General features: G+C 71.4%; 21 protein-coding genes and 1 pseudogene. 10 read left to right on the top strand and 12 right to left on the bottom strand.

Annotated elements, in window-relative coordinates:
* Positions 1-68: 68 nt before the first annotated feature.
* Positions 69-1,478 (bottom strand): DUF2252 domain-containing protein, encoded by a 1,410-nt coding sequence (locus ACGF3H_RS32840; RefSeq protein ID WP_362493157.1) that lies wholly within the window; start codon positions 1,476-1,478, stop codon positions 69-71.
* 300 nt (positions 1,479-1,778) lie between these two features.
* Positions 1,779-1,970, bottom strand: a complete 192-nt coding sequence (locus ACGF3H_RS32835; RefSeq protein ID WP_362493346.1) for a hypothetical protein — start codon at positions 1,968-1,970, stop codon at positions 1,779-1,781.
* Positions 1,971-2,123: 153 nt separating this feature from the next.
* Between ACGF3H_RS32835 and ACGF3H_RS32830 the strand changes: the two genes are divergently transcribed.
* The 3 genes and pseudogenes from ACGF3H_RS32830 to ACGF3H_RS32820 all read left to right on the top strand — a co-directional run bounded on the left by ACGF3H_RS32830 (position 2,124) and on the right by ACGF3H_RS32820 (position 5,845).
* Positions 2,124-3,263 carry a glutathione-independent formaldehyde dehydrogenase gene (locus ACGF3H_RS32830; protein WP_362493154.1) on the top strand — a complete coding sequence of 380 codons (1,140 nt, stop codon included), beginning with the start codon at positions 2,124-2,126 and terminating at the stop codon, positions 3,261-3,263.
* Positions 3,264-3,598: 335 nt separating this feature from the next.
* Positions 3,599-4,054, top strand: a pseudogene (locus tag ACGF3H_RS32825) (ATP-binding cassette domain-containing protein); the annotation flags it as partial.
* Positions 4,055-4,204: 150 nt separating this feature from the next.
* A complete protein-coding gene (locus ACGF3H_RS32820; protein WP_362493151.1) occupies positions 4,205-5,845 on the top strand; it encodes an ABC-F family ATP-binding cassette domain-containing protein in 1,641 nt (546 codons plus the stop codon).
* Positions 5,846-6,035: 190 nt separating this feature from the next.
* Here ACGF3H_RS32820 and ACGF3H_RS32815 read toward each other — a convergent pair whose 3' ends face one another.
* Positions 6,036-6,695, bottom strand: a complete 660-nt coding sequence (locus ACGF3H_RS32815; protein WP_362493148.1) for a TetR/AcrR family transcriptional regulator — start codon at positions 6,693-6,695, stop codon at positions 6,036-6,038.
* Positions 6,696-6,866: 171 nt separating this feature from the next.
* Here ACGF3H_RS32815 and ACGF3H_RS32810 point away from each other — a divergent pair, with 171 nt between their 5' ends.
* Both ACGF3H_RS32810 and ACGF3H_RS32805 read left to right on the top strand, forming a co-directional pair.
* The gene (locus ACGF3H_RS32810; RefSeq protein WP_362493145.1) at positions 6,867-7,985 is read left to right on the top strand and encodes a serine hydrolase domain-containing protein; all 1,119 of its coding nucleotides are present in this window, start codon (positions 6,867-6,869) and stop codon (positions 7,983-7,985) included.
* Between the two features lie 382 nt (positions 7,986-8,367).
* Positions 8,368-9,594: a GDSL-type esterase/lipase family protein gene (locus ACGF3H_RS32805; RefSeq protein ID WP_362493142.1), complete on the top strand. Its 1,227-nt coding sequence runs from the start codon at positions 8,368-8,370 to the stop codon at positions 9,592-9,594.
* A 43-nt stretch (positions 9,595-9,637) separates the two neighbouring features.
* Here ACGF3H_RS32805 and ACGF3H_RS32800 read toward each other — a convergent pair whose 3' ends face one another.
* Positions 9,638-10,459 (bottom strand): inositol monophosphatase family protein, encoded by an 822-nt coding sequence (locus ACGF3H_RS32800; RefSeq protein ID WP_362493139.1) that lies wholly within the window; start codon positions 10,457-10,459, stop codon positions 9,638-9,640.
* A 182-nt stretch (positions 10,460-10,641) separates the two neighbouring features.
* Here ACGF3H_RS32800 and ACGF3H_RS32795 point away from each other — a divergent pair, with 182 nt between their 5' ends.
* The 3 genes from ACGF3H_RS32795 to ACGF3H_RS32785 all read left to right on the top strand — a co-directional run bounded on the left by ACGF3H_RS32795 (position 10,642) and on the right by ACGF3H_RS32785 (position 13,508).
* Positions 10,642-12,153, top strand: coding sequence for a carotenoid oxygenase family protein (locus ACGF3H_RS32795; protein ID WP_362493343.1), 1,512 nt, complete (start codon positions 10,642-10,644; stop codon positions 12,151-12,153).
* Between the two features lie 137 nt (positions 12,154-12,290).
* The gene (locus tag ACGF3H_RS32790) at positions 12,291-12,683 is read left to right on the top strand and encodes an ATP-binding protein (RefSeq protein ID WP_362493136.1); all 393 of its coding nucleotides are present in this window, start codon (positions 12,291-12,293) and stop codon (positions 12,681-12,683) included.
* 126 nt (positions 12,684-12,809) lie between these two features.
* Positions 12,810-13,508 (top strand): 2-phosphosulfolactate phosphatase, encoded by a 699-nt coding sequence (locus tag ACGF3H_RS32785; RefSeq protein WP_362493133.1) that lies wholly within the window; start codon positions 12,810-12,812, stop codon positions 13,506-13,508.
* On the opposite strand, the gene ACGF3H_RS32780 is transcribed toward ACGF3H_RS32785, so the two are convergent.
* Both ACGF3H_RS32780 and ACGF3H_RS32775 read right to left on the bottom strand, forming a co-directional pair.
* Positions 13,503-13,889 carry a DUF6281 family protein gene (locus ACGF3H_RS32780; protein ID WP_362493130.1) on the bottom strand — a complete coding sequence of 129 codons (387 nt, stop codon included), beginning with the start codon at positions 13,887-13,889 and terminating at the stop codon, positions 13,503-13,505. The genes ACGF3H_RS32785 and ACGF3H_RS32780 overlap by 6 nt on opposite strands.
* A 145-nt stretch (positions 13,890-14,034) precedes the next feature.
* The gene (locus ACGF3H_RS32775) at positions 14,035-14,355 is read right to left on the bottom strand and encodes an STAS domain-containing protein (RefSeq protein ID WP_362493126.1); all 321 of its coding nucleotides are present in this window, start codon (positions 14,353-14,355) and stop codon (positions 14,035-14,037) included.
* Positions 14,356-14,524: 169 nt separating this feature from the next.
* Between ACGF3H_RS32775 and ACGF3H_RS32770 the strand changes: the two genes are divergently transcribed.
* Positions 14,525-14,887 (top strand): helix-turn-helix domain-containing protein, encoded by a 363-nt coding sequence (locus ACGF3H_RS32770; RefSeq protein ID WP_362493123.1) that lies wholly within the window; start codon positions 14,525-14,527, stop codon positions 14,885-14,887.
* 173 nt (positions 14,888-15,060) lie between these two features.
* Here the strand turns inward: ACGF3H_RS32770 and ACGF3H_RS32765 are convergent, their stop codons facing one another.
* The 6 genes from ACGF3H_RS32765 to ACGF3H_RS32740 form a co-directional block, all read right to left on the bottom strand.
* Positions 15,061-15,390, bottom strand: coding sequence for an STAS domain-containing protein (locus tag ACGF3H_RS32765; protein WP_362493120.1), 330 nt, complete (start codon positions 15,388-15,390; stop codon positions 15,061-15,063).
* On the bottom strand, positions 15,387-16,673 hold the full coding sequence (locus ACGF3H_RS32760; RefSeq protein ID WP_362493117.1) for a SpoIIE family protein phosphatase: 1,287 nt from the start codon (positions 16,671-16,673) through the stop codon (positions 15,387-15,389). Before ACGF3H_RS32760 ends, ACGF3H_RS32765 begins: the two co-directional genes overlap by 4 nt.
* Entirely contained in the window at positions 16,673-17,476 is an 804-nt protein-coding gene (locus ACGF3H_RS32755; protein ID WP_362493114.1) for an alpha/beta hydrolase, read from the bottom strand. The genes ACGF3H_RS32760 and ACGF3H_RS32755 overlap by 1 nt, the downstream gene beginning before the upstream one ends.
* A gap of 230 nt (positions 17,477-17,706) precedes the next feature.
* Entirely contained in the window at positions 17,707-18,882 is a 1,176-nt protein-coding gene (locus ACGF3H_RS32750; protein ID WP_362493111.1) for a PP2C family protein-serine/threonine phosphatase, read from the bottom strand.
* Between the two features lie 211 nt (positions 18,883-19,093).
* Positions 19,094-20,995, bottom strand: coding sequence for an NAD-binding lipoprotein (locus tag ACGF3H_RS32745; protein ID WP_362493108.1), 1,902 nt, complete (start codon positions 20,993-20,995; stop codon positions 19,094-19,096).
* Between the two features lie 412 nt (positions 20,996-21,407).
* The gene (locus ACGF3H_RS32740; protein ID WP_161163313.1) at positions 21,408-21,578 is read right to left on the bottom strand and encodes a hydrophobic protein; all 171 of its coding nucleotides are present in this window, start codon (positions 21,576-21,578) and stop codon (positions 21,408-21,410) included.
* A gap of 226 nt (positions 21,579-21,804) precedes the next feature.
* Here ACGF3H_RS32740 and ACGF3H_RS32735 point away from each other — a divergent pair, with 226 nt between their 5' ends.
* Positions 21,805-22,830: a hypothetical protein gene (locus ACGF3H_RS32735; protein ID WP_393816572.1), complete on the top strand. Its 1,026-nt coding sequence runs from the start codon at positions 21,805-21,807 to the stop codon at positions 22,828-22,830.
* The last annotated feature ends 1 nt before the right edge of the window (position 22,831 follow it).

The following is a 22,831-nucleotide window of genomic DNA, read 5'->3' as shown; positions in this document are numbered from 1 at the left end:
CCTCGCCGACCGCGTGGACGCCAGGACGGACGGTGTGCGCCGGCCCGCTCGCTGCGACCGGGCCGGCCTCACGACGGGGCGGCCGTGATCCGGCCGGAGCGGCAGGCCGCACCGAGGGCCTCGTGGTCGCGTTGGTTCTGGTCGGCGTAGGACTGGGCGAACTCGGTGAGCGCACGGTCGAAGCGGTCGCTGCCGCCGAGGTAGGCGGCGAGCGCGACGGGGTCTCCGGAGCGGGCGTGGGACCTCGCCAGGCAGGCCCCGCACAGCCGGGCGAAGAGGGAGAGCAGGCCGGGGCCCATGGTCTCCGGCCGCACGATGCCCTTCCAGTCCCACAGCTGGCGCACGTAGAAGTCCCGGCCCTGTCCGTCCAGGCCGGCGACGTGCGTCCAGCCCAGGAAGATGTCGCTGGTGGTCTGGATCAGACGCTGGCCGGTCACGACCCTGCGGCCCTGGTTGTCGAAGCGTTCGCCGCCCGTGTGGGCGGCCAGCACCGATTCCGAGGCTTCCTTGGCCTGGAGCAGCAGGGGGTCGTCGTCGTCCCTGCCGAGCAGGAGCAGTACCCAGCAGCGGGTGCCGACGCTGCCGACGCCGACCACCTTGCGGGCCATGTCCACGAGCCGGTAGTGGCGCAGCAGGTGCCGACGCTCGGGCGACAGGGTCCGTGCGTAGCCGTTCACGACGGACCGCAGTTCCTCCTCCCGGCCCGCCTCGGCCGGGTCGGCGAGCAGGTCGCCGAGCGGGGTGATCAGGGGTGGGTCGGGGGTGATGCGCCGGCCCTCGGCCGTGCGGCGGGTGAGCTTCGCGAACGCCCTCATGTGTGTCCGTGTGCGGGCTTTCGCGGCCGCGTCCCCGAGCCGGTGCTCCGCTTCCTCCGCGGCCTCCGTCGCCAGCAGTCGCCGTACGTGGTCCACGTCGTCCTGGGCGTACCAGATGTCCAGGGTCGGCATGCCGGCGAACTCCCGCATGCGCTCCCGGTAGGCCCGCACACAGGCCCGGACGGTGCGGTTCTGCTCCTTGAGCGAGAAGCCGTTCGCCCGGGCCGCGATCACGAATCCGGCCGCCAGCCGTTTGACGTCCCACTCGAAGGGGCCGGGCAAGGTCTCGTCGAAGTCGTTGATGTCGAAGACCAGGCGGCGCTCGGGTGAGGCCAGGAGCCTGAAGTTCAGCGGGTGCGCGTCCCCGCACAGCTGCACCTGGAGTCCGCTGCTGGGCAGCGGTGCCAGATCCGCCGCCATGATCGCTGCGGCGCCGCGGTAGAAGCGGAACGGCGATTCCAGCATGCGGCTGTAGCGGATCGGCACCAGGGCCGGGACGCGCTCTGCGGACTGCTGCTCCAGCAGGTCGATCGGGTCGATCCGCCGTTGCCCCGTCTCGTACCATCCGTGGCACGACCGCGAGGCCCTTTTACGGGCCTTCCTGCCATGCTCGGCTCGCTCCGCCGGCGACAGGGAGGCGGTGAAGGCACTGGGTGTGGTCATGGTCCGGTCCCCGGCTCTTCCATGGGCGCCGTACCGAGGTGCCGCGGAGCCGCCGGCTCCCGGCGCTGTCGGTCCAGCCCCGGTAGAACAATGAATCCCACCTCACCGCCCCGAGCAGCAGCGCCGGATCACCCCTGACGGGTGAGCCCGGCCCTGCTGCACCACGACCACCCCACTGCGCCGCCGCGTACAAGCGTCGCGCTTCCGGACCGGGCACCGGTGAAGGCGGCCGCGCTCACCCGTGCCGGGTGATACCGGACAGTGTGGAGGCCACGGGCCGGCGGAAGCCCGGTGGCGGGCTCAGACGAGAGGCGTGTCGTCCGGCCGGGTGTCCGAGAACTCCCACCACGCGAGCGGCAGCCAGTCACCGTCCACGAAGCCGTCGACGGAGGCCCCGGTGCCCCGGATGGCGACCCGCGTCCCCGCCGGATAGCTGGTGCCGGACAGCCCGCAGACCGGGACGAGCAGTACGCCGAGACGTCGTGTCACGATTCCTGATCCTTTCAGTGCCGCAAAAGGCTGATTTGCCTTCCCTGGGTGCAAAGCATTGCATCGTGGACCAGTCTGGACAGTGAGGGAACCCACAAAAGGACTTGAACGAGCTGTACGTGATCGAGCGAGTGCACTGAGTGGAGGTGCTCGACGATGCAGGCCGTCGTGTACAAGGGACCGTTCGAGGTAGCTGTCGAGCAGGTGGAGGATCCCCGGATCCAGCACCCGAACGACGTGATCGTACGCGTCACGTCCACCGCCATCTGCGGTTCGGACCTGCACATGTACGAGGGTCGGACCGCAGCGGAGCCGGGGATCGTCTTCGGCCACGAGAACCTCGGCGTCATCGAGGAGGCCGGTGAGGGGGTGACGTCGCTCAGCCGCGGCGACCGGGTCGTCATGCCCTTCAACGTGGCGTGCGGCTTCTGCAAGAACTGTACGGCCGGCTTCACGGGCTTCTGCCTGACGGTGAACCCGGGGTTCGCCGGTGGCGCGTACGGCTACGTGGCCATGGGCCCGTACGTGGGGGGCCAGGCCGAGTACGTGAAGGTGCCCTACGCGGACTTCAACTGCCTGAAGCTCCCCGAAGGCACCGAGAAGGAGACCGACTTCATCCTGCTCGCCGACATCTTCCCCACCGGCTACCACGGCAACGAACTGGCCGACGTGCGCCCCGGTGACACCGTCGCCGTCTACGGCGGTGGCCCCGTCGGACTGATGGCCGCCTACTCGGCGCTGCTGCGCGGGGCGAGCAAGGTCTTCGTGGTCGACCGGGTGACCGAGCGACTGCAGAAGGCCGAGGAGATCGGAGCCATCCCGGTCAACTTCGCCGAGGGCAACCCGGTGGAGCAGATCAAGGAACAGACCGACGGGCAGGGCACGGACAAGGGCATCGACGCGGTCGGCTATCAGGCCCAGGCGGGTGGCGAGGGCCGTGAGGAGCCGGCGATCGTCCTGAACTCGCTGGTCGAGACGGTCCGGCCGACGGGTGCCCTGGGTGTGCCGGGACTGTATGTCCCCAGTGATCCGGGCGGGCCGGACGAGCAGGCCAAGCAGGGCATGCTGATGGTCTCCGTCGGCCGCATGTTCGAGAAGGGGCTCCGCATGGGCACCGGCCAGTGCAACGTCAAGCGCTACAACCGGCACCTGCGTGATCTGATCATCTCGGGACGGGCGCGGCCCAGCTTCGTCGTCTCCCACGAGCTGCCCCTCGACCAGGCGCCGTCGGCGTACGAGAAGTTCGACAAGCGCGTCGAGGGCTACACCAAGGTCGTCCTTCACCCGCACGAGTAGGAGCGCTTCGGGACGGGCGTGACTGGGGAGTGCCCGGGGTGTGCGTCTCGCGCCTTCGGTGCGGGGCGCGCACCCTCGCGGGTTCCTCCGCTCCGGACGCGCCCTCCGGTCGGTCGGGCGGGGCGCACTGCTAGGCTCGACGGGTCACAGGTAGCCGACGAGGAGTCACAGACGTGGTGGGTGAAGACGACATCTCCGGATGAGATCCGGACATGACGGCCACCGGCCGGCGCTCAGGAGCGCTGCCGAGGTGGTCCGTTTCGTCGTACCCCATTCCCACCGTCTGCCCAGGGCAGAGGTACACGCTCTGCCCTCAGCGCCTCTGAGGTCGTCTCATGTCCGACGCAGCGATCGTCTGCTCGCATCTTCCCTTCTCCTGGCCCGACGGCACCCCGGTCCTCCACGACCTGTCGTTCTGCGTTCCCCATGGCCGGACCGGCCTGGTCGCCCCCGACGGTTCCGGCAAGTCCACCCTGCTCAAGCTGATCGCCGGTGAGCCGGAGCCCGCCACCGGCTCGGTCTCCGTCAGCGGCACGCGCGGCCACGTCCCGCAGAGCCTGCCCCTGACCAGCGGCCTGGCCGGCCTCCCCCCGGACCGCGGCCCGGGCACCCTCAGCGAGGGCCGGGGCGTCTCCCTCGGCCTGGCCGCCCAGGTGCTCAGACGTCCCGACGGCCTGCTGCTCGACGAGCCCACCGACAACCTCGACCTGGTCGGCGCGCGCCAGTCGGAGAGTGCGCCCGGCTCCTGCCAGGGCGCCTCCCTGGTGGTCAGTCACGGCGAGCGGTTCCTCACCGGGATCGGGAACAGCCGCCGGCTGCGGCCGGCCGACGGGGTGCTGGAGGAGGCCGGATCCCTCGTGGTGTGAGCGGCGACGTGTGACCTGGCCCGCACCGAGGCTCGACGCCCGGCGGGCGACCACCCGCATTCCGGAAGGACACCCGTGCCCCGACCCGCACTGCTCGCCCACGACCTCGTCCGCGACCTGGGCGGACGACGTGTGCTCGACGGCGTCTCCCTGACTGCCTCCCCCGGCCGCCGCGTCGGCCTGATCGGGGAGAACGGAGTCGGCAAGTCCACCCTCCTGCGGGTGCTCGCCGGCGTGGACGAACCCGACGGAGGGAGCGTCAGCCGCCCCGCCGATCTCGGCTTCCTCCACCAGGAGATGCCGTTCGACGCCGCCTCGACCATCGCCTCGGTGCTGGAGACGGCGCTCCGCGAGGCCCGCGAGGACCTCGCCGAGCTGGACCGGCTCGGCGAGGAGCTCGCCCGGCTCCCGGAGGACGACCCCTGCCATCGCGCACTCCTCGACGCCTACGGCAAGCGGCTGGAACAGGCCCAGGACCGGGAGTCCTGGGACGCCGACCGCCGTGCCGCCCTGGTACTGGACGGCCTCGGCCTCGGTACGGTCCCGCACGACCGTCCGCTCGACTCGCTGTCCGGCGGGCAGCGCGGCCGGCTCGCCCTGGCCGCACTGCTCGTGCGGCGCCCCTCCGCGCTGCTCCTCGACGAGCCGACCAACCACCTCGACGACGGGGCCGCCGCCTTCCTGGAGGAGCAGGTCCGCACCCTGCCCGGGACGGTGGTGGTCGCCAGCCACGACCGGGCGTTCCTCGACGCCGTCTGCACCGACCTGATCGACCTCGACCCGGCGCTCGACGGCCCGGTCCGCTACGGCGGCAACTACAGCGCCTACCTGTCCGAGAAGCACGCCGAACGCCGGCGCTGGGAACGGCGGTACGCCGAAGAAGGACAGCAACTGGAGGAGTTGCGCCGGTCGGTTGGAGTGACCGCACACCGGGTCGCCCCGGACCGGGGCCGCGTAGACAACGAGAAGATGGGCTACGGCCTTCGGGCGGGCAGGGTGCAGAAGCAGATCTCCCGCCGGGTGCGCAACGCCACCCGGCGACTGGAGGAACTGGAGCGCGCCCGGGTCCCCGAGCCGCCGCGCCCTCTGCGGTTCGCCGCCGGTGACCTGACGGCCCGAGCCGAGGACGGCGCACAGCCGCTGGTGGCCCTGCGCGACGTGCGGGTTCCCGGCCGGCTCGTGCTGGACGTCCTGGACGTGACGGCGGCCGACCGCTTGCTGGTGACGGGCGGGAACGGGGCGGGAAAGTCGACGCTGCTCGGCGTGCTCGCCGGACACCTCCCCGCGGACGGAGAGGTGCGCAGGCAGCGCGGGCTGACGGTGGGGCTGCTCACCCAGGACACCGTGTTCGGTCGTCCCGAGCGCACCGTCCGCGACACCTACCGGCGGTCGCTCGGCGTGGCGAGGGCTGAGCGGGTACCGCTCGGCTCACTCGGGCTGATGCACGAAGCGGACCTGGACAGACCGGTGGGCGACCTCTCCGTGGGGCAGCGCCGCCGATTGGCGCTGGCGCTGCTGGTGGCCCGCCCGCCTCAGGTGCTGCTGCTCGACGAGCCGACCAACCACCTCTCCCCCCGCCTCTGCGACGAGTTGGAGGACGCGCTGGGCACCGGGCCGGGGGCGATCGTGGTCGCCAGCCACGATCGGTGGCTGCGCCGCCGCTGGCAGGGCCGTGAGATCCGGCTCGAGCCGGTCCGCGCCCATCGGCAGGGGTGACGCCGACCCGGCCGTGACGTGCGTACCACGCCCCCGACTGTGAGGGCCTCCGCGCTGAGCGCCACGAGATCTCGCTGAAACCTTTCAGTCCCGTGGTCGCGGGCGCGTGTACGCGGGGCCGCGATCGGCTGTTTCCCACAAGGGACCACCCTCGCCCGGGGCGCCCGCCTGCCGCCCGCGAACGGGCCGACTAGTCCCGGCCCACCCCGGCCTCGATGTGGGCGAGGTGGGCCGCGAGGATCTCTTCGAACGCGGCGCGACGATCCACCCCGAGGGGGCGTACGTCGCGGGCGAAGTGGGCGAGGGCCGGGAAGCGTTCGGGGTCGGCGCCCAGCACCGCGACACGGAACAGCTCCATGCCCTGCTCGAACTCGTCGGGCGTGACGGTGCTGACGCCGGCCTCGGAGGCGATCAACGCCGCGATGAGGACCGCGATCCGGTGGTAGTGCGCCGGGATCTGCTCGTCGGGCAGCCCCGATGCGCGCAGGGCCTGCAGCACCTCTTCCATGACCATCCGCGAACCGGTGCCGCTCGACGCGTAGCGTCCCCACACGGCGGCGAGCTGGGGCTGCCGCCCGAAGGCCTCGCGCGCGTGCAGTGCCAGGGACGTGATGCGCCGCTTCCAGTCGCCCTCGGGGCGGTAGCCCTCCATCGCGGCCAGGAGAATCCGGTCGGCGACCGCGCGCAGCAGCTCCGTCTTGCTGCGGAAGTGGCGGTAGAGGCTGGACGAATCCGTCCCGAGGACCGCGGCCAGCTTGCGCACGCTGAACGATTCCGCGTCGCTCGTGCGCAGCAGTTCCGCCGCCGCGTCCAAAATCTCGTCGGTCGACCAACGCCTTCGGCCTGCCATCTTGCTCCTCTCTCCGCCGTCAGCCTAACGCATGCACTTGGTGTTGCACGCACCGCGTGCATAATGGGGACATGGGGGTGCCCGATAGTCGGCACGCCGTTCATGCCCTGTCGTCCGGGCCGGACGACCGACCCGGTGTTCATCACCGGGGAACACGAAGGGACGCATGAGATGAAGAAGCCTTTGGATCGCGCAGCACTGGACTCGGCGATCGAGGAGGTCCACCGCGCCGGCATGCCGGGGCTGTTCGCCGAGGTACGGGACGGCGACGAGGTCTGGCGCGGCGCCGCCGGGGTCGCCGACCTGGTCACCGGCCGTCCCGTCACCGCCGACATGCGGCACCGCGTCGGCAGCGTCACCAAGACGTTCACCGCCGCCGCGGTCCTGCAGCAGGTCGAGAGCGGTCAGGTGGGCCTCGACTCACCTGTCGGCCGGTACCTCCCGAAGCTGGTTCCAGGAGAGCGCGGTGACGCGATCACGGTCCGGATGCTGATGAACCACACCAGCGGCCTGGCCGAGTACCTCCCCTACGCCTATCCCTCCCTCAAGGCGTACCCCTCCCTCGCGGACACCGGGCCCGAGAGCCTGGACGACCACCGGCTCACGCGGTTCGACCCCGTCGAACTGATCCGGCTGGGGGTCGCGGCGCCTCCCGTCGGCGCCCCGGGCGGCACTCCGGGGGTGTACTCCAACACCAATTACCTGCTCCTCGTCGAGCTCCTGGAACTGGTGACCGCGACGACGGCCGAGCAGTACATCACCCGGAACGTCATCGAGCGTGCCGGCCTCCGGGACACCGAACTCCCCACCGGGCCGTACGTCGACGGTCCGCATTCCCGGCTCTACGAGGCGTGGTTCGGCATGATCGACCCGCCGCGCGACTACAGCGTGTACGACATGTCCTGGGTCGGGCCGTCGGCCTCGCTGATATCGACCGTCACGGACCTCAACCGGTTCTTCGGCATGCTGCTGACCGGGGAGATCGTCCGTCCGTCGTCCCTCGCGGAGATGCGACGCACCGTCCCGGTCGTCTCCCAGGAGGGCAGGACGATCGACTACGGTCTCGGCCTGCACCCGATGAGTGAACCCGGCCGGGTCACCTTCTGGGGCCACGGCGGCACCGTGTGGGGTGGTGGAGCGCTGACCATGACCCGTGCCGACGGCCGGCGGCAGATGTCGGTCGCGGTGAACCTGCAGCGGTGGAACAGGCTGGACTCTGCCGGCAGGCCACTGCCCCATGCGATCGACGACGCGCTGGCGGCTCTTTACCGCCTGGCGATGTACGGCTGACCCGGGGAGCACGCGCGCGAGCGGACGGCGTCGGGCACACGCCTGCCCGGCGCCGAGGCGTGTGCCCGTGAGCCGGTCCGGCGCCGAGGCGTGTGCCCGTGAGCCGGCCCGGCTCGCCGCGCACCGTCCGCGTGCACGCCGGAACCGACCGGCTGCACGGGGGTCCGGGCCGAGTCGGTGCCGTTCGACGGCGGGACCACTCGTCGCAGCAGGCCGACCGTTCGTCGCTGAGACCGCGTCGTGATGTTGACCCGATCGGCGAGCGCTGATTGATTCGATTCACTTCCTTCTCGCACCACCCGTCCCCACCACTCCTCGAGCCCGTCGGTCCCCGCCCCCCGAGGTGATGGCCCGCGCGCTCCCACAACCGCAGAGGAAGCCCATGAAGCGATCACGCGCCATCTCCGCCGTCGGAGCGGCCACCGCGCTGCTGCTCGGCGTCTGCGCCGCCGGTCCGGCCTGGGCCAGTCCCACGGCCCCACCGCCGATCCCGACCCGCCAGGTGACCACGTGGGCCGCGAGCGACGACATGGCCGGAGGAACGATCTCGGACCGGACCATTCGCAACATCGTGCACACCAGCATCGGTGGAGCCGGGTTGCGGATCCGTCTCTCCAACGCCAAGGGAACCTCGACGTTGCGCCTCGACAGCGTCTACCTGGGCGTGCAGAAGGACGGAGCCGCCCTGGTCCCGGGTACCAACCAGCGAGTCGAGTTCGGCGGCGGCACCACGGCCACGATCCCCCCTGGCGCGACGGTGCTGAGTGACCCGCTCCCGGGCACGGTGCCCGCCCAGCAGAATCTGGCGGTCAGCATCCACGTGTCGGGGGACAGCGGCCCCCTCACCGCGCACAACCGCTCGATGCAACACAGCTTCAAGTCGACGAGCGGCGACCACGCCGCCGACGAAGACGGGACCGAGTTCCTCACGGAGACGGCCGCATGGGTCTGGCTGGACGCTCTCGTCGTCGACGCTCCCAAGCAGACCGGGACGGTGGCGGTACTCGGAGACTCCATCACGGCCGGCGTCGGCACGACCATCGATGCCAATCGCCGCTGGCCCGACATCCTGGCCGATCGCTTCGCAGCCCTCCCGCCGGTTCGTCAGATGGGCGTCGCGAACGAAGGGATATCGGGTAACCGTGTCCTCAGCGGCGTCTCCCGGCCGGGTGGTGCCGGCGATGCCGCCCTGGTCCGCCTGACCGGCGACGTCCTCACGAAACCCGGCGTCGAGACCGTCCTCCTGTTCGAGGGCGTCAACGACATCGGCGCCGGAGCGTCGGCGGAGGAGATCATCGGAGGCTATCGCCGGCTGATCTCCCAGTCCCATGACGCCGGCGTCTGCATCGTCGCTGCGACCGTCACGCCGTTCGGCGGTTCGGTGTACGTCGACCCGGAAGGCGAGACGGTGCGACAGGCCGTCAACGACTTCATCCGGAACAGCGACGCGTTCGACGACGTGGTGGACTTCGACGCGGCGACCCGCGACCCGGACCGGCCCGATCGGCTCCGCCCCGACTTCCACGACGGCGACGGACTGCACCCCAACGACGCCGGCAACGCCGCCATGGCCGCCGCGATCGACCTCGACGCGCTGCGGTGCGGCTGACGTAGAACGGGCTGAAAAGGCGGTCCCGCCAGTAGCGAGCTCCTCAGGTGGTGGTCCGTTCCGCCTGGTTCGGGCCGGGCATCATCGACATCAGCAGGCCGTGGGTCTCGTCGTCGGCGGCGGCCACGAGGCCACGGCCTGCCGCACCGACCGGGGCGCCGTCGACGCCGGTGACGGTGCAGCCGGCAGCCCGGCACAGAGCGATGCCGGCCGCGAAGTGCACGCTCGTGGACAGGTCGCCGCCATCGGTGACGTACCCGGCGCGCCTGCCGGCCGCGACCCACGCCAGGGCCAGGCTCGTCGAGACGACACGCGGCCGGAAGCGTTCGACGAACGCGGGGTGGCCCAGCAGGTCCACGGCCCGGAATCCGGGCGCACTCGGGAACGGCGGATCCAGGTTGACGTCCACCAGTCCAGTGGCGGACGAGGGCGTCAGCCGCGCGTCGTCAGCCCCGTCACGACGAATCCAGGCACTCTCCCCGTCGGTGAAGAAGACCTCGCCGCTGAACGGGTCGGCCACCGCCGCCGCTCCGTCGCGCAGCGCCACGTTGACGGCCACCGCCATGGTGCCGACGGCGTAGTTCAGCGTGCCGCACAGGGGATCCACCAACCACTGGCGCACGCTGTCGGCCGCGCCCTGCTGCCCGCCTTCCTCACCGAGCACCGCGTCATCGGGCCGCGCGGCACGGATGACACCGAGGATCGCCTTCTCGGCCTCCAGGTCAGCGGCGGTGGCGAAGTCCCCCGCACCCTTGTCGATGCGTTCGAGCGGCCGGCCGTACAAGGTGCGGACCACGTCGGCACCGGCCGTCGCCCCGGCTGTCGCCACTGCAGCATCGTCGGAACTCGCGTGTGCGTCGGTCACGTCGCTCAGACTATCGAGGCGCACAGGCCGCGGCACGCCCCGGCGTGCGGGGTGGGGCGGACACCACCCCGTGATCGGGGTGCTGGGCCCACTGCCTCGCGGGCCCGCGCGGAGGAGAGTTGGCCGCGTCACGAGGAGTCCGGCACGGGAGCCGGGCACCGACAGCGGAACGGGGACGCATGATGGCCAGTCATACACGGCGGAAGATCCTCGGGGGCGCCGCGGCCGTGGCCGCGGGCAGTGTCGTGGGGGGCGCTCCGGTGCCCGGCGCCCGCGCGGCCGCGGCGCAGGCGGGCCCGTCGGCCGGAAAGGGCGTCGCGAGCGAGGAGCGCCCGTTCCTGACGGGTGCCTTCGCACCGGTCACCGAGGAGCTGACCGCCTTCGATCTCGAGGTCACCGGCCGCATCCCGCGCGACCTGGACGGCCGCTACCTGCGCAACGGCCCGAACGCGCTCGGCCTCGAGGACGTCCGCGCCCACCACTGGATGCTCGGCGACGGCATGGTGCACGGAGTCCGGCTGCGCGGCGGACGGGCAGAGTGGTACCGCAACCGCTGGGTGCGCTCCTCACAGGTGAGGGCGAAGCTGGGCGAGTCCGGTCCGGGCCAGGCACCGCCGGACGACTTCGCCTGCAACACGCACGTGATCCCCTACAAGGGCCGCATCCTGGCGATGCAGGAAGGCGGGCCGCTGCCGTACGAGCTGGACGGCGACCTCGGCACCGTCCGCCCGTACGACTTCCGGTCGACGCTCGAGGGCGCCTTCACCGCGCACACCAAGTACGACGCCGCGGCCGACGAGTTGCACGCGATCGCGTACTACCCCGCGTGGGATCACGTGCGGCACATCATGATCGACGGGACGGGCCGGGTGGCGCGGGCCACGCGCATCCCCGTCGCGGACGCGCCGATGATGCACGACTTCGCGCTCACCGAGAAGTACGTGGTGATCGCAGACGTGCCGATCACCTTCGACGGTGCCGCCGCGGAGGCGGGCGCCACGGTGCCGTACGTCTGGAACGACGACCACCCCATGCGCGTGGGGCTGTTGCCGCGCGCCGGCGGCACCACGCGCTGGTTCGACATCGACCCGGTGTACTACTCGCACACCCTCAACGCCTACGACCAGGGCGACACCGTCGTGGTGGACTACACCGCGTTCCCCGCCCCGTTCCACGCCGCAGGGCGCGGCAGGGGCGGTCCCTCCGCGACCGGGGCGCCGACGCTCGACCGCTGGGTGATCGACCTGCGGGCGGGACGGGTGCACAGCAGCCGGCTGGACGACCGTCCGCAGGAGTTCCCCCGTATCGACGAAGCCCTGGTCTCACGCCGCCACCGCTACGCCTACACCGCGAGCACGGCCGAGATGTGGCGTGCGTACGAGGCCGTCGACGCGACGTGGCCGGACGAGAAGTTCACCAACTACCTGGTGAAGCACGACATGCTGCGGGGCGGCAGCCAGCTCCACCGCTTCCCCGGGGACGCCGCGGTCAGCGAGCCGGTCTTCGTTCCGCGGCACGGCGCGCGGGACGAGGACGACGGCTACGTGCTGTCGTACGTGAACGACCCCGAGCGCGGCGCGACCGACCTGTGCATCCTGTCCGCCCAGGACTTCGGTGGCCACCCGCTGGCCCGCGTCCATCTGCCCGGCCGCGTGCCGCTGGGCTTCCACGGCAGCTGGATCGCGGACGCCTGACACTCCGGCCGTGGGGTTCGGAGAGCGCGCTTCACCCGGCGCTTCGGGGATACACGTAGGGCAGTGTCATCCAGCTTGGGGGAATTGCAGTGGAGGAATCGTCACTACGGGCAGTGGGCTGGGCGCGTTCGCTGCCCATGCAGAGCACTCCGAAGGCGGCACGTGACTGGGCTCTCGGGCACTTGAAGACGCTCGACTGGACCGCCGGCGCTCCGCAGACGGTGGACGCCGTGCTGATCACCGTCTCTGAACTGGTCACGAACGCCCACGTCCACGCGCAGTCCCATGCGCAGTTGGTGATGACGTGGGACGGCCGGTGTCTGCACGTCGCGGTGCGTGACGGCTCCAGTGAGCTGCCGAGAACACGCCCGCCGAGCAGTCAACGCCTGGGCGGGCGGGGCATGTTCCTCGTCGAGGCGTTGGCGGACGAGTGGGAGGCCCGTCCGTGCCAGGACGGCAAGACGGTCATCGCCTGCTTCCGCCCGCCCACCGAGGCGGAGGAAACGACACCGGTTGCGCCGGTACGGTGACCATCGCGGCCGTGGCGTGCGACGTCGTTCGCTCGCCACGGAGCCGTCGAGCACCGCGGGTTGTCCCTGGGCGTGATGTCCGTCACTGCGTGGGTTTTTCGGCCGGGCCTGCGTGATCCTGTCCGGATGGACGCTCGTTACCTCGGTATTCCCGAGCTGGTCGAAACCCCGTCCGTGGCGGTCGTGGTCGACGTCATGCGCGCTTGCACGGTCGCGGCCTGGGCCTTCGCCCGCGGAGCCGAGAAGATCGTTCTCGCCGAGTCGCTGGACGAGGCCCTGAGGCTCAAGGCCCGCCATCCGGAGTGGGTGGCGATCAAGGACGGGGCCCCCGCGCCCGGGTTCGACGCCGTCAACTCGCCGGGCCTGCTGCGGTCTGCCGACCTCGGCGGACGGACCGTGGTGCAGAAGACCACGGCAGGCACGGTCGGCGCCCTCGCCGTCAAGGAGGCGTCGCTCGTGCTGTGCGCCGGCTTCGTGGTGGCGGAGGCAACGGCCCAGCTCCTGCGGGCCCGCGGGAGCGGCCGTGTCACGTTCGTGGTCACGGGCGAGGACGGGCGGGCCGACGAAGACCTGGCGTGTGCGCAGTACATCGCCCGAAGGGCCGCCGGTGTCGAAACGGACGCAGCCGAGTTCCTCCGCCGCGCCGGCCGGTCACGAGCCGCCGCCGAGCTCGAGCAGGGTGTGCGCCGGGGAGCCCACCCCGACGACGTCGCACTCTGTCTCGAGCTCGACCGGTTCCGCTTCGCCATGGTGGCGGCCTCGGAAGGCTCGCTCATGGTCCTGCGCCGGTGCGCCGTACCGTCGCCGGCGCACCACACTTCATGAGCCGTCGATCAGCTTCTTCACCTCGGGTGGAACCTCCGAGCCGGAGTAGGCGGCGACGAGAGCGGCTTCGCCAGGTGTGTCGCCGACGGCGATGGCCACCTGGGGGGAGATGCCGTCGACTGCGTAGGCGGTCTCCGTCGTCCCCCGCTCCTCGGCTTCGCCCTGGCCGCCGGTGTCGTCGCAGGGCGGCTCGGTGGCGACACCGATCCGTCCCCCGACCGTGAACTCCACGTCCGCGACGTCCCGATAGGTCCGGTCCTGGTACAGGATCCGGAACGCGCAGGACCCCTGCGCCTCACCGTCGCCACGGCTGTCCGCCGTGCACGCGGCCGCCGACACCATCACGACCGCCAGCGTCGCGGATCGCACGATCCAGCTCATCACACCCTCCTCACCGGCGTGCCTTCGGCGCGCCGTCATGTCCGGCCTCATGAGGAGGACGCAGCAGATGCCGTGAACGTTCGATCACCTGGTGCACCGCTCGTCCGGGTCCCGCCACTGCTGCGGCGCCCTTGTCGAAGACGTCTCAGCAGGTCGCGGCCTCTTCCACCGTCGCCCGTACCTTCAGGACGGTGTCGACTGCGGTGAGTTCGAGGAGACGGGTCAGCTGCTGGGTCGGCGCGGCCACGCGGAAGTCGGCCGCCTGGCGGGTGAGGATCAGCAGATTGAGCAGGGTCGAGTCCGCGAAGGTGATGCCGGAGGCATCCAGGACCACCTTGGGATGCTCCTTGGCCGCGCTCTCCAGCGCGGCGCCCAGGGCCGTGATCGAGTTCAGGTCGTACGCGCCTCGTGCGGCGACGACCCAGGCGCCACACCTCTCGTACTGCACCACCATGGTGTCGTCCATGGCCTGCAGCCGACTCCCGGGGGTGTCGCTCGAGCGCATCGTGACCGCTTCATCCGTAGACACCTGCGGGACCCTCCTGTGTCTCCCCCGACGAAATACTGTCATCCATTGCGCGAAAAGTATGTCATGCATTAGGCGTCAGGCAAAGACGGTCCCTAAAATGCTGTGCATGGTTGAAGTGCCTGGATCTCACACCGGATGGACGTTCGTCACGAACCACGCGCGCGTGCTTGCGGCCATCGCCGACAATCCGAACGTCCGGATCCGCGACATCGCCGCCCACTGCCGCCTCACGGAGCGCGCGGTTCAGCGGATCATCGCCGACCTCGAACAGGACGGATACCTGTCCCACACCAGGGACGGGCGCACGAACACCTACCGCATCGAGCCGGAGAAGGTTTTGCGCCACCCGGCGGAAGCCGGCCTGACGGTGGCCGCGCTGCTCTCCCTGCTCGTCCAGGACGAGTCCGACCGCGGACGGAAGCCCGGTGTCCAGTCGTCCCGCCTGGTCGATTCCGGCGGGGGTCGGTAGCGGCGGACCGGACGGGCGTCGTGCGCCTCCGTGTCCGCCAGTGCCACGCCCGCTGCGCCCCGGCCACGCCGGCGGAGGGGGAAGGGCCGCTTCGACCTCCCCAGGTGTCGCTGCCCTTCCCCGCCTGCGCGTGACTACCCGCCCGGAGCGGCCTCATTCCACTTTCGTCGGGGCTATGCGGCCGGGCTCTCGGGCAGCAGCGAGAAGACCTGGTCGAGGCCGACGATGCGCAGCACGCGCAGAGTGTGGTCGGGGACTGCGGCGAGCGCCACATCGGCCTGTGCGGCCTGGGCGTGGTTGCGGACCACGATCAGGGCGGTGATGCCGCTGGAGTCGCAGAACGCCAGGCCGGCCAGGTCCAGGACGAGGCGCTGGCCCGGCCGGAGGGTCAGCCCGGGGAGCAGGTCGCGCAGCCGTCCGGCGGTGTCGTAGTCGAGGTCTCCGACGACCTCGAGCACCGGGCCGGTGGAGGCGTCTCGGGTGGTGATCTTCAACGGGCTCATGCGGTGGTTCTCGTCCGGGGGTCGGAGGCGGGGACGCCGAGGGCGAGCAGGGCGGTGTCGTCGTCGAGTCCGTCGCCGAAGTCGTCGAGGAGGCCCGAGAGAGCCTGGATCACGGCCTGGGGGGACGCGCCGGCGTGGCCCCCGACGAAGGTGAGCAGGGCGTCGTCCCCGAAGAGCGTGCCGCGGTCGTCGCCGGTGCGGGCCTCGGTGAGGCCGTCGGTGTAGAGCAGCAGGGTGTCGCCGTGGCCGAGGACGGTCGTGGCGGTGGCGAAGGCCGCGTCGGGCAGGACGCCGACGAGGAGACCACCGGGGGTGGGCAGGAAGCCGGCTGTGCCGTCCGCGCGCAGGACGACGGCCGGAGGGTGCCCGCCCGAGGCGATGCGGACGGTGACCCTTCCGGTGGCGGGGTCGGGCTCGAGAACGCCGAAGATGACGGTGCAGTAGCGCGGGTCGCCGCGCGTGTAGCGCTCGTGCAGGACCTTGTTGAGGGTCGTCAGGGCGGAGACGGGGTCCGGGTCATGCAGGGCCGCGGCGCGCAGGGTGTAGCGGGTCAGCGAGGTGACCGCGGCGGCCTGCGGGCCCTTGCCGCACACGTCACCGAGGAAGAAGGCGAACCGGTCGCCGTCGATCCGGAAGAGGTCGTAGAAGTCGCCGCCGAGCCGGTCGGGGGACGCGGCGCGGTAGTGCACCGCCGCCTCCATGCCCGGCACGGGAGTCAGCGTGGCCGGGAGGAGGGACTGCTGGAGGACGGCCAGCGCGTCCTGGAGCCGTGCCCGGTCGGCCTCCGCCTCCTTGCGCGCCTCCTCCGCCGCCTTCCGGGCTCGCAGGAGTTCCTCCTCGTAGGCGCGGCGGTCCCGTGCGTCGAAGAGGGTGGTCCGGATCAGCAGGGGCTCGCCGGTGCTGCCGCGCTTGACGACGGAGGAGATCAGCACGGGTACGCGACCGCCGTCGGCCCGTTTGACCTCGAGGGCGATGCCGTTGATCTCGCCCTGCATCCGCAGCAGGGGCGCGAAGTGCGTCTCGTGGTAGAGCTTGCCGCCCACGGTCAGCAGGTCGGTGAACCGCATCCGGCCCACCACTGCCTCCCGCTCCATGCCGAGCCAGTCCAGCAGGGTGGCGTTGATCTTGGCGATGGTGCCGTCCATCAGCGTGGACAGGTACCCGCACGGCGCGCTCTCGTAGAGTTCCTCGGCGCTGTCCTCCAGCAGCGCGGCGAACGCCGCGTCGGACGCCTTCTCGCTCTCCGGCTCGTGCGGGTCGGGCTGCTGCCCTGTGCGGCACATCACTGGAGGCGCGCCAGGAAGTCGGTGATCGCGTCGTTGGTGGCCTCCGGCGCGGACAGGTGCGGGCAGTGCCCGGTGGCGTCGAGCGTGACCAGCCGGGAGCCGGGGATCGTCCGGTGGACGAAGGCGCCGACCTCCCGGGGGGCGATGACGTCCTGGGTGCACTCCAGCACCAGCGTCGGCACCGTCACGCCCTTCAGATCGTCCCGTGAGTCCGACAGGAACGTGGTGCGCGCGAAGACCCGCGCCATGTCGGGGTCCGTGGCGCAGAAGCTGTTCTTCAGTTCGTCGCCGAGCTCGGGCCGGTCCGCGTTGCCCATGATGACCGGTGCCATGGCCGCCGACCAGCCCAGGTAGTTGGCCTCCAGGGAGGCCAGCAGCTCGTCGATGTCGTCGGCACTGAAGCCGCCCCGGTAGCCGTCGTCGTCGATGTAGCGCGGGGACGGGGCGACCATCACCAGCGCCCCGATCCGTTCCGGAGCCTTCCGGGCGGCCAGCACTCCGATCATCGCGCTCACCGAGTGCCCGACGAACACGGCATCGCGCAGATCGAGGGCCTCGCACACCTCCACGGCGTCCTGGGCGTAGCCCTCCAGCGAGGCGTAACGGTCCGGCGAGAACGCGGCCGGGTCGGCACGACCGGAGCCCACGTAGTCGAACAGCACGACCCGGTACTCCTCCACGAGGGCGGGCACCGTCAGCCGCCACATGTTCTGGTCGCACCCGAACCCGTGCGCCAGCACTACCGTGCGGCCCCGGGGGTTGCCCGTCACCGTGACATGGTTCCTGCGCTCGATATCCACGACATCACTCTCTCAGGCCGCGCCCACCGTTCCCGCACACGCCCGTTCCGGGCGGCATGGGCGACATCGCGCCCGGGGCAGCGAAAAGCGCGCGCTCATCAAGCGGATGCTCCCGATCCGCGACAGGAAACCGTGACTTAGATCACCAGGGTCACGAGGATCAGGAGCGGGATCACGGCGAGAGTCTTCGCTCGTACCGCCGTCCTGCAGCGGCCTTGCGCTCGCGGCGCCTACCGATCGGCGGGGCGGGTCTCGTGCCAGTCCAGGACCATGACGGTCGCGTCGTCCTGGAGGTCGCCGTGGCAGGCGTCCCGGACGGCGGCCGTGAGTGCGCGGACGGTCTCCCGGGGGTGCAGGGAGCGGGTGTCACGCAGGAGCCCGGCCAGGCCGACCGCGGCGGCGCCGCGGTCCTGCATGCCGTCGGTGAGCAGGACCAGCCGGTCGCCGGAGCGCAGGCGCAGCTCCTGCAGCCGGTAGGGAACCGGAGAGACCACGCCGAACGGCAGGTTCACGGCGAGCCTGACCTCTTCCACGGTCTCGCCGCGCACCCGCCAGGGCCAGGGGTGCCCGGCGTTGACGAGTTCTCCGACGCCTGTCTCCAGGTCGATGCAAAACAGTTGTCCGGTGGCCAGACCGCGGCCGTAGGCCAGCAGCGCGTCATGGGCGTGGCTGGCCTGTTTCAGGGCGTCGCAGCCGCTGCGGCGGGCCCGGCGCAGCGCACCGACCAGCAAGGTGGCCAGCAGGGCCGAGTCGGTGTCGTGCCCCATGGCGTCCGTGATGGACAGGTGCAGGGTGTCGCTGTCGAGGCTGTAGTCGTAGGTGTCGCCGCCGATGTCGTCGGCCGGGACCAGCCCCGCGGCGAGGGTGAACCGGTCGGCCTCGCAGCACGGGGCCGAGGGCAGCAACTGGTGCTGGATCTCGGCGGCCATGCTGGTCGTGGTGGTGCGCTGGCCCATGTGGTAGAGGTCGGTGAAACGGCGGTCGGTGACGATGATGTAGGCCAGCGCGTGCGCCGCCTCGCCGACCTGTCGGAGGACGGTGTCGTCGGCGTGTTGCAGGGTCACCTCCAGCACGCCGATGCAGTCGCCGCGGTTGGTGACGGGTGCGATGACGCGCTGTCCTCCCTGGCCGTCCGGTTCCACACGCCTGCGCTGGCTGCGCAGGACGCTGTCGTAGACGCTGCCTTCCAGGTCGATCGTCCGGGACCGGGCGGCGACGTCGTCGCCGTCCACGGCCGCGGGCAACCGCACCAGCCGCCGGCCGATGAGGTCGACGAAGAGGAAGGACACGCGCTCGGCTCCGAACCGCTTCTGCAGGTCCCGCGCGACCACGTCGACGGATCGTCCGGGCGGCGCCGCCTCCGCTGCGGCCAGGAGCTCTCCCAGTTCCAGATCTGCACCGTCCACGGCAACCTCCTGTCCAGTGCCGTCACGTCTTCCCCGCAATCTTTCGAAGTCACCCGGGGCAGGCGGACACGGCGACGAAGGCCCGCGCACTCGAACGGGCCTTCGTGTACAGCACGCGGCTTCTGTCCTGGCGGTCCGCGTCGTCGCACCGACGACCACCCCACGGCGGCCGGATGCACCGGGGCCGCACGTGCCGGCGGCGGCCGTGCGGTCAGGTCTCGCCGATGACGACGATCTCGTCGCCGGTGACCCAGTGGCGTCGCTCGGTCTTGGGCGGGTTGATCCGCAGGCCGTACCCGGGGCCGGTGGACACAGCCCGGTGGTCCCGGTAACCGATGGCGCATTCGCCGCGCTCGCGTGCCGCGGCCACGAGGGTGGCGAAGGACGTCTCGTGGTCCGGCAGGACGTAGTCCGTCGCGGGCCTCAGGTGGATTCCGGGGCCTCCGCCGGCGAACAGCGCCTCGAAGACCGCGGCAAGGTGCCGGTTCTGTGAGATCTGTGCCATCAGCAGTCCGATGAGCTTTCCGCTGATGATGACGTCGGCGCCGGGGTCGACGGGGGCCAGTGCCCGGTTGCGGTCGTCGATCAGCTCGGTGACCACCGGCAGCTCGCGCCCGGTCTCCTCCTCGATGTGACGCAGCAGAAGAAGGCCGGCGAGTGTCCGGTTGTCGGGTTCTTCCGGCGGCTGTCCCGCGGCGGCGTCCCGGCCGAGGACGATCACGCTGTCGTACGAAGCGATGTCCAGGCGTCGCAGCGTCTCGAGGCACATCACGTCCCCCTGGTGCAGTCGCACGGTGAGTCCGGTGTCCCCCGGGTCACCGGCGTCGAGCACCTGCCGGGCGGGGGCCTCGTCGCCGTCCGCGATCACGTCGACGGTCGAGCCGGGGCGCACGCTGCGCCGGAACTGGTCGACCATGAGCGGTGCCCGCCGGTTCCAGCCCAGCAGGAGCACGCGTTCGCGGCCCGTGGACGCCGTCCGTCCGGACGCCATCACGTGCTTGTCGACCGCCTCGGAGCAGTCCTCCGGTGCGGCGGTGTCGTCGTCGCAGCTGATGACGACGAGCTGGTCGCCGGCGCGGATCGGTGTCTGCGGTGCCGGGCTCAGCAGAGGCACGTCGCCCCTCATCAGGCCGACCACGCTCGACGTCGAGTAGGCCAGGAGCGTCTCCCCGAAGGGGCGTCCCACCCAGGCGGGTTCCGTGGTCAGGTAGAACTCGTCACCGGCGAAGTCGAGGAGCTCACGGTGGACGAGGGAGAGCCCGGGGCTGCGCGCGGCCTGGACGATCAGGCGGGCGGTGACGGTGTCGCTCTCCAGGACGATGCCGTGACGTCCCGCCGCCAGGGCCGCCGCTTGCCGGAACCGGTCGTGCCGCACGGCGGCGACCACGACCGGGCCGGTCGGCCGGCCCTGCGGGAGGGCGGCTCTCAGGGCCAGCAGTGTCCTGACCACCTCGGGATCGGCGTCGGGTTCGCTCCTGGGCAGGACCAGGACCGAGCCGGCTGCGGCGGGGTTGGTCAGGGCGAGGACCGCGGGGTCGGTGGTCGGGCCGCTGCGGCAGATCAGCCGCGTACTGCCCAACGGCCCGAGCCTCGCGCAGAGTTCTTCCTCCATCGCCGTCTTGTCCTGGTCGGCCAGCACGACCACCGCGCCACGCCGTTGATTGGCGTTCGCGGCCACCAGTTCGCCGACCACGGTGAAGACCTGCTCGGACCAGCCCAGCACCACGGCATGGCCCTCCTCCAGGACGGTGGAGCGGCCCCGCCGCAGGGCGGTCAGCCGCTCCGTGAACGCCGTCGTGACCAGGCCGACGAGGGTGGAGACGTAGAGCAGCGCGACCAGTGCCAGCAGCACCGACAGCAGCACGCGCACGGGCGTTCCCGTCGCGCCGCCGAGCCGTAGGGTCTCACCGGTGAGGCGCCAGACCGCGACGAGCCTGGCCCCGAGGGACTCCGGCGCCTTCGGGTCCGTCCAGACCATGACGGCGCTGGCCGGAACGACGAACGTCAGGCACAGCAGTACCAGCCAGCCGACGAGGGCGGAGGCGCCACGGCTCAGCGTGGAGTCGAACCAGTAACGCGCCCTGTCGCCGAGCGGAGTGCGCCGCTGCGCCACCCGTCCCCCTTAGTCGCCCCATGCTCTCCGCACCGCACGACCTGGGCGGCACAACGGCAGTGTGGGGGATCCGTCCGGTGAACCAGGCGTGGTTCGGCGCACGTTCACACGTTAGGGAGAGGGCTGGCGTCCGCGGCGCCGACCGGCCGTCCTCGGGGGAGACGTCGGTCCCGCGGGCGTGGAGGCGCAGGGTTCCCACTGCTGCGCCCGCGGGGCCGACGGGGCGTCCAGTACCCATCGGTCCACCCGGTATGCCGGATGCGTTCTTCCGAGTCCGTTTTCCGCCCCGCGGGGACCGAACCGTGGAGGGACGACGACAGAAGGGTGGGTTCGGCCTGTCCGGCCGAACCCACCCTTCCCCAGCCACCGTTCGAGGTGGCGTGACCGCGCCGCGTTCATCGCGCGGCGGGCGTCACCACCGGTACCAACGGCCCTTGCGGCCGCCACCGGCCGCCGGGCGGACGACGAAGCCCAGCAGCCACACCACCAGGACGATCACCGCGACCCACCACAGGGCCTTGAGCGCGAAACCCGCACCGAAGAGGACCAGGGCCAGAAGAAGAACCAGAAGCAGGGGAACCATTGTCATCAACCTCCTGGCCGACGTCTGCTCTTATCTCGCCCCTACAAACACGGAATCGGCGCGTTCCTTTCACGGAACGGGGGGCATACGCGCACACCGCGCCGCTGCCCGCGTTGGTGATGCGCACTCGCCTGCCGCGCAACCGAACAGTTGCCCCGGTCGTCCTACACCGATGTCCGACCGGACCCCAGACTTGAACGGGAGCACAGTGGCGTCGAGAAGACGAGTGCGGATCGCGGTCGCCGTCGGCGTGGCCGTACTGACGGCCGCCGGAAGCGCGGTGGCCATCGCGGCCGACGACGGCCGGCGGCTGCTCCCCCGCGCCTCCTACGATCCGTTCCGCGGGTCGGCCGCCGCACAGGAATGGGTCGCCTACGGCGATCACGCCGCGGTCGTCCGGGTCGTACGGGAATCGGCGGCCCCGGCCGATCCGAAGGACGGCGATTACGTTCCCCGCACCGTCACCGCGACCGTCACACAGGTCATCTGGTCGAGGCCCGGGGCGCCGCGCCTGCCCGGGGAGGTCACCCTGCGGGCGCACGGCTGGTACACCACCTTCTGGGGCGGCAGGGAGGAGGCCGCACGGGAGGGAGCTCCCCGGCTCGAGCCCGGCCACACCTACGTCGTGGGTCTCATCGGCGGCCGAAGCGGCGACAGAAGCGCGGCGGAGCTGATCGGCGACGACGCCGCACTGCCCTACGACGACGGGACGCTCGGCCTCGGGGAGCTCGAAGGCCACGCCGTCGTCCCCGACGCGTACCGCAGGGCGGTCCGGACTCTGCCCGACGACGCGGTCGCCGGCTTCGCCGCCGGCGAGACCTACAACCGCCGGACGCTGCGCGACGTCCAGCGGCTGCTGGAGGTCACCTCACCGCGGAACGTCTACCGGCGCACGGCGTTGAGCGGTCTGTACACGGACCTCGACCTGGACCGGAAGGCGGACCGGCCCGCCGACGAAGGCACCGGAGACCTGCCCGGCCGGAGCCGCCGGAGCGTCCCCGCACTCGATCCCGGCACCGACTACTTCCTCGCCGTGGCCTGCTCCGGCCGCGGTGCGGCCGTCACGGTCCGGCTCACCGTCGACGGGACGGACACCACACACCGACTGCCCTGCAACACGGGCAGCGAACTGGTGGCCGTCAAGCGGCCACGCGGTGAGGTGTCGTACGAGATCGCCTCCGACGGGCCCGACGTCGGAGCCGTCGCGTGGAACCTGTCCAGAGCCCCCGAGGTCGCCGGCGGAAGCCGGTGAG

The sequence above is a fragment of the Streptomyces sp. NPDC048185 genome, assembly GCF_043202495.1.
In the GTDB taxonomy this organism is placed as follows: Bacteria; Actinomycetota; Actinomycetes; order Streptomycetales; family Streptomycetaceae; genus Streptomyces.
This window is presented reverse-complemented; position numbering and strand designations above follow the sequence as displayed.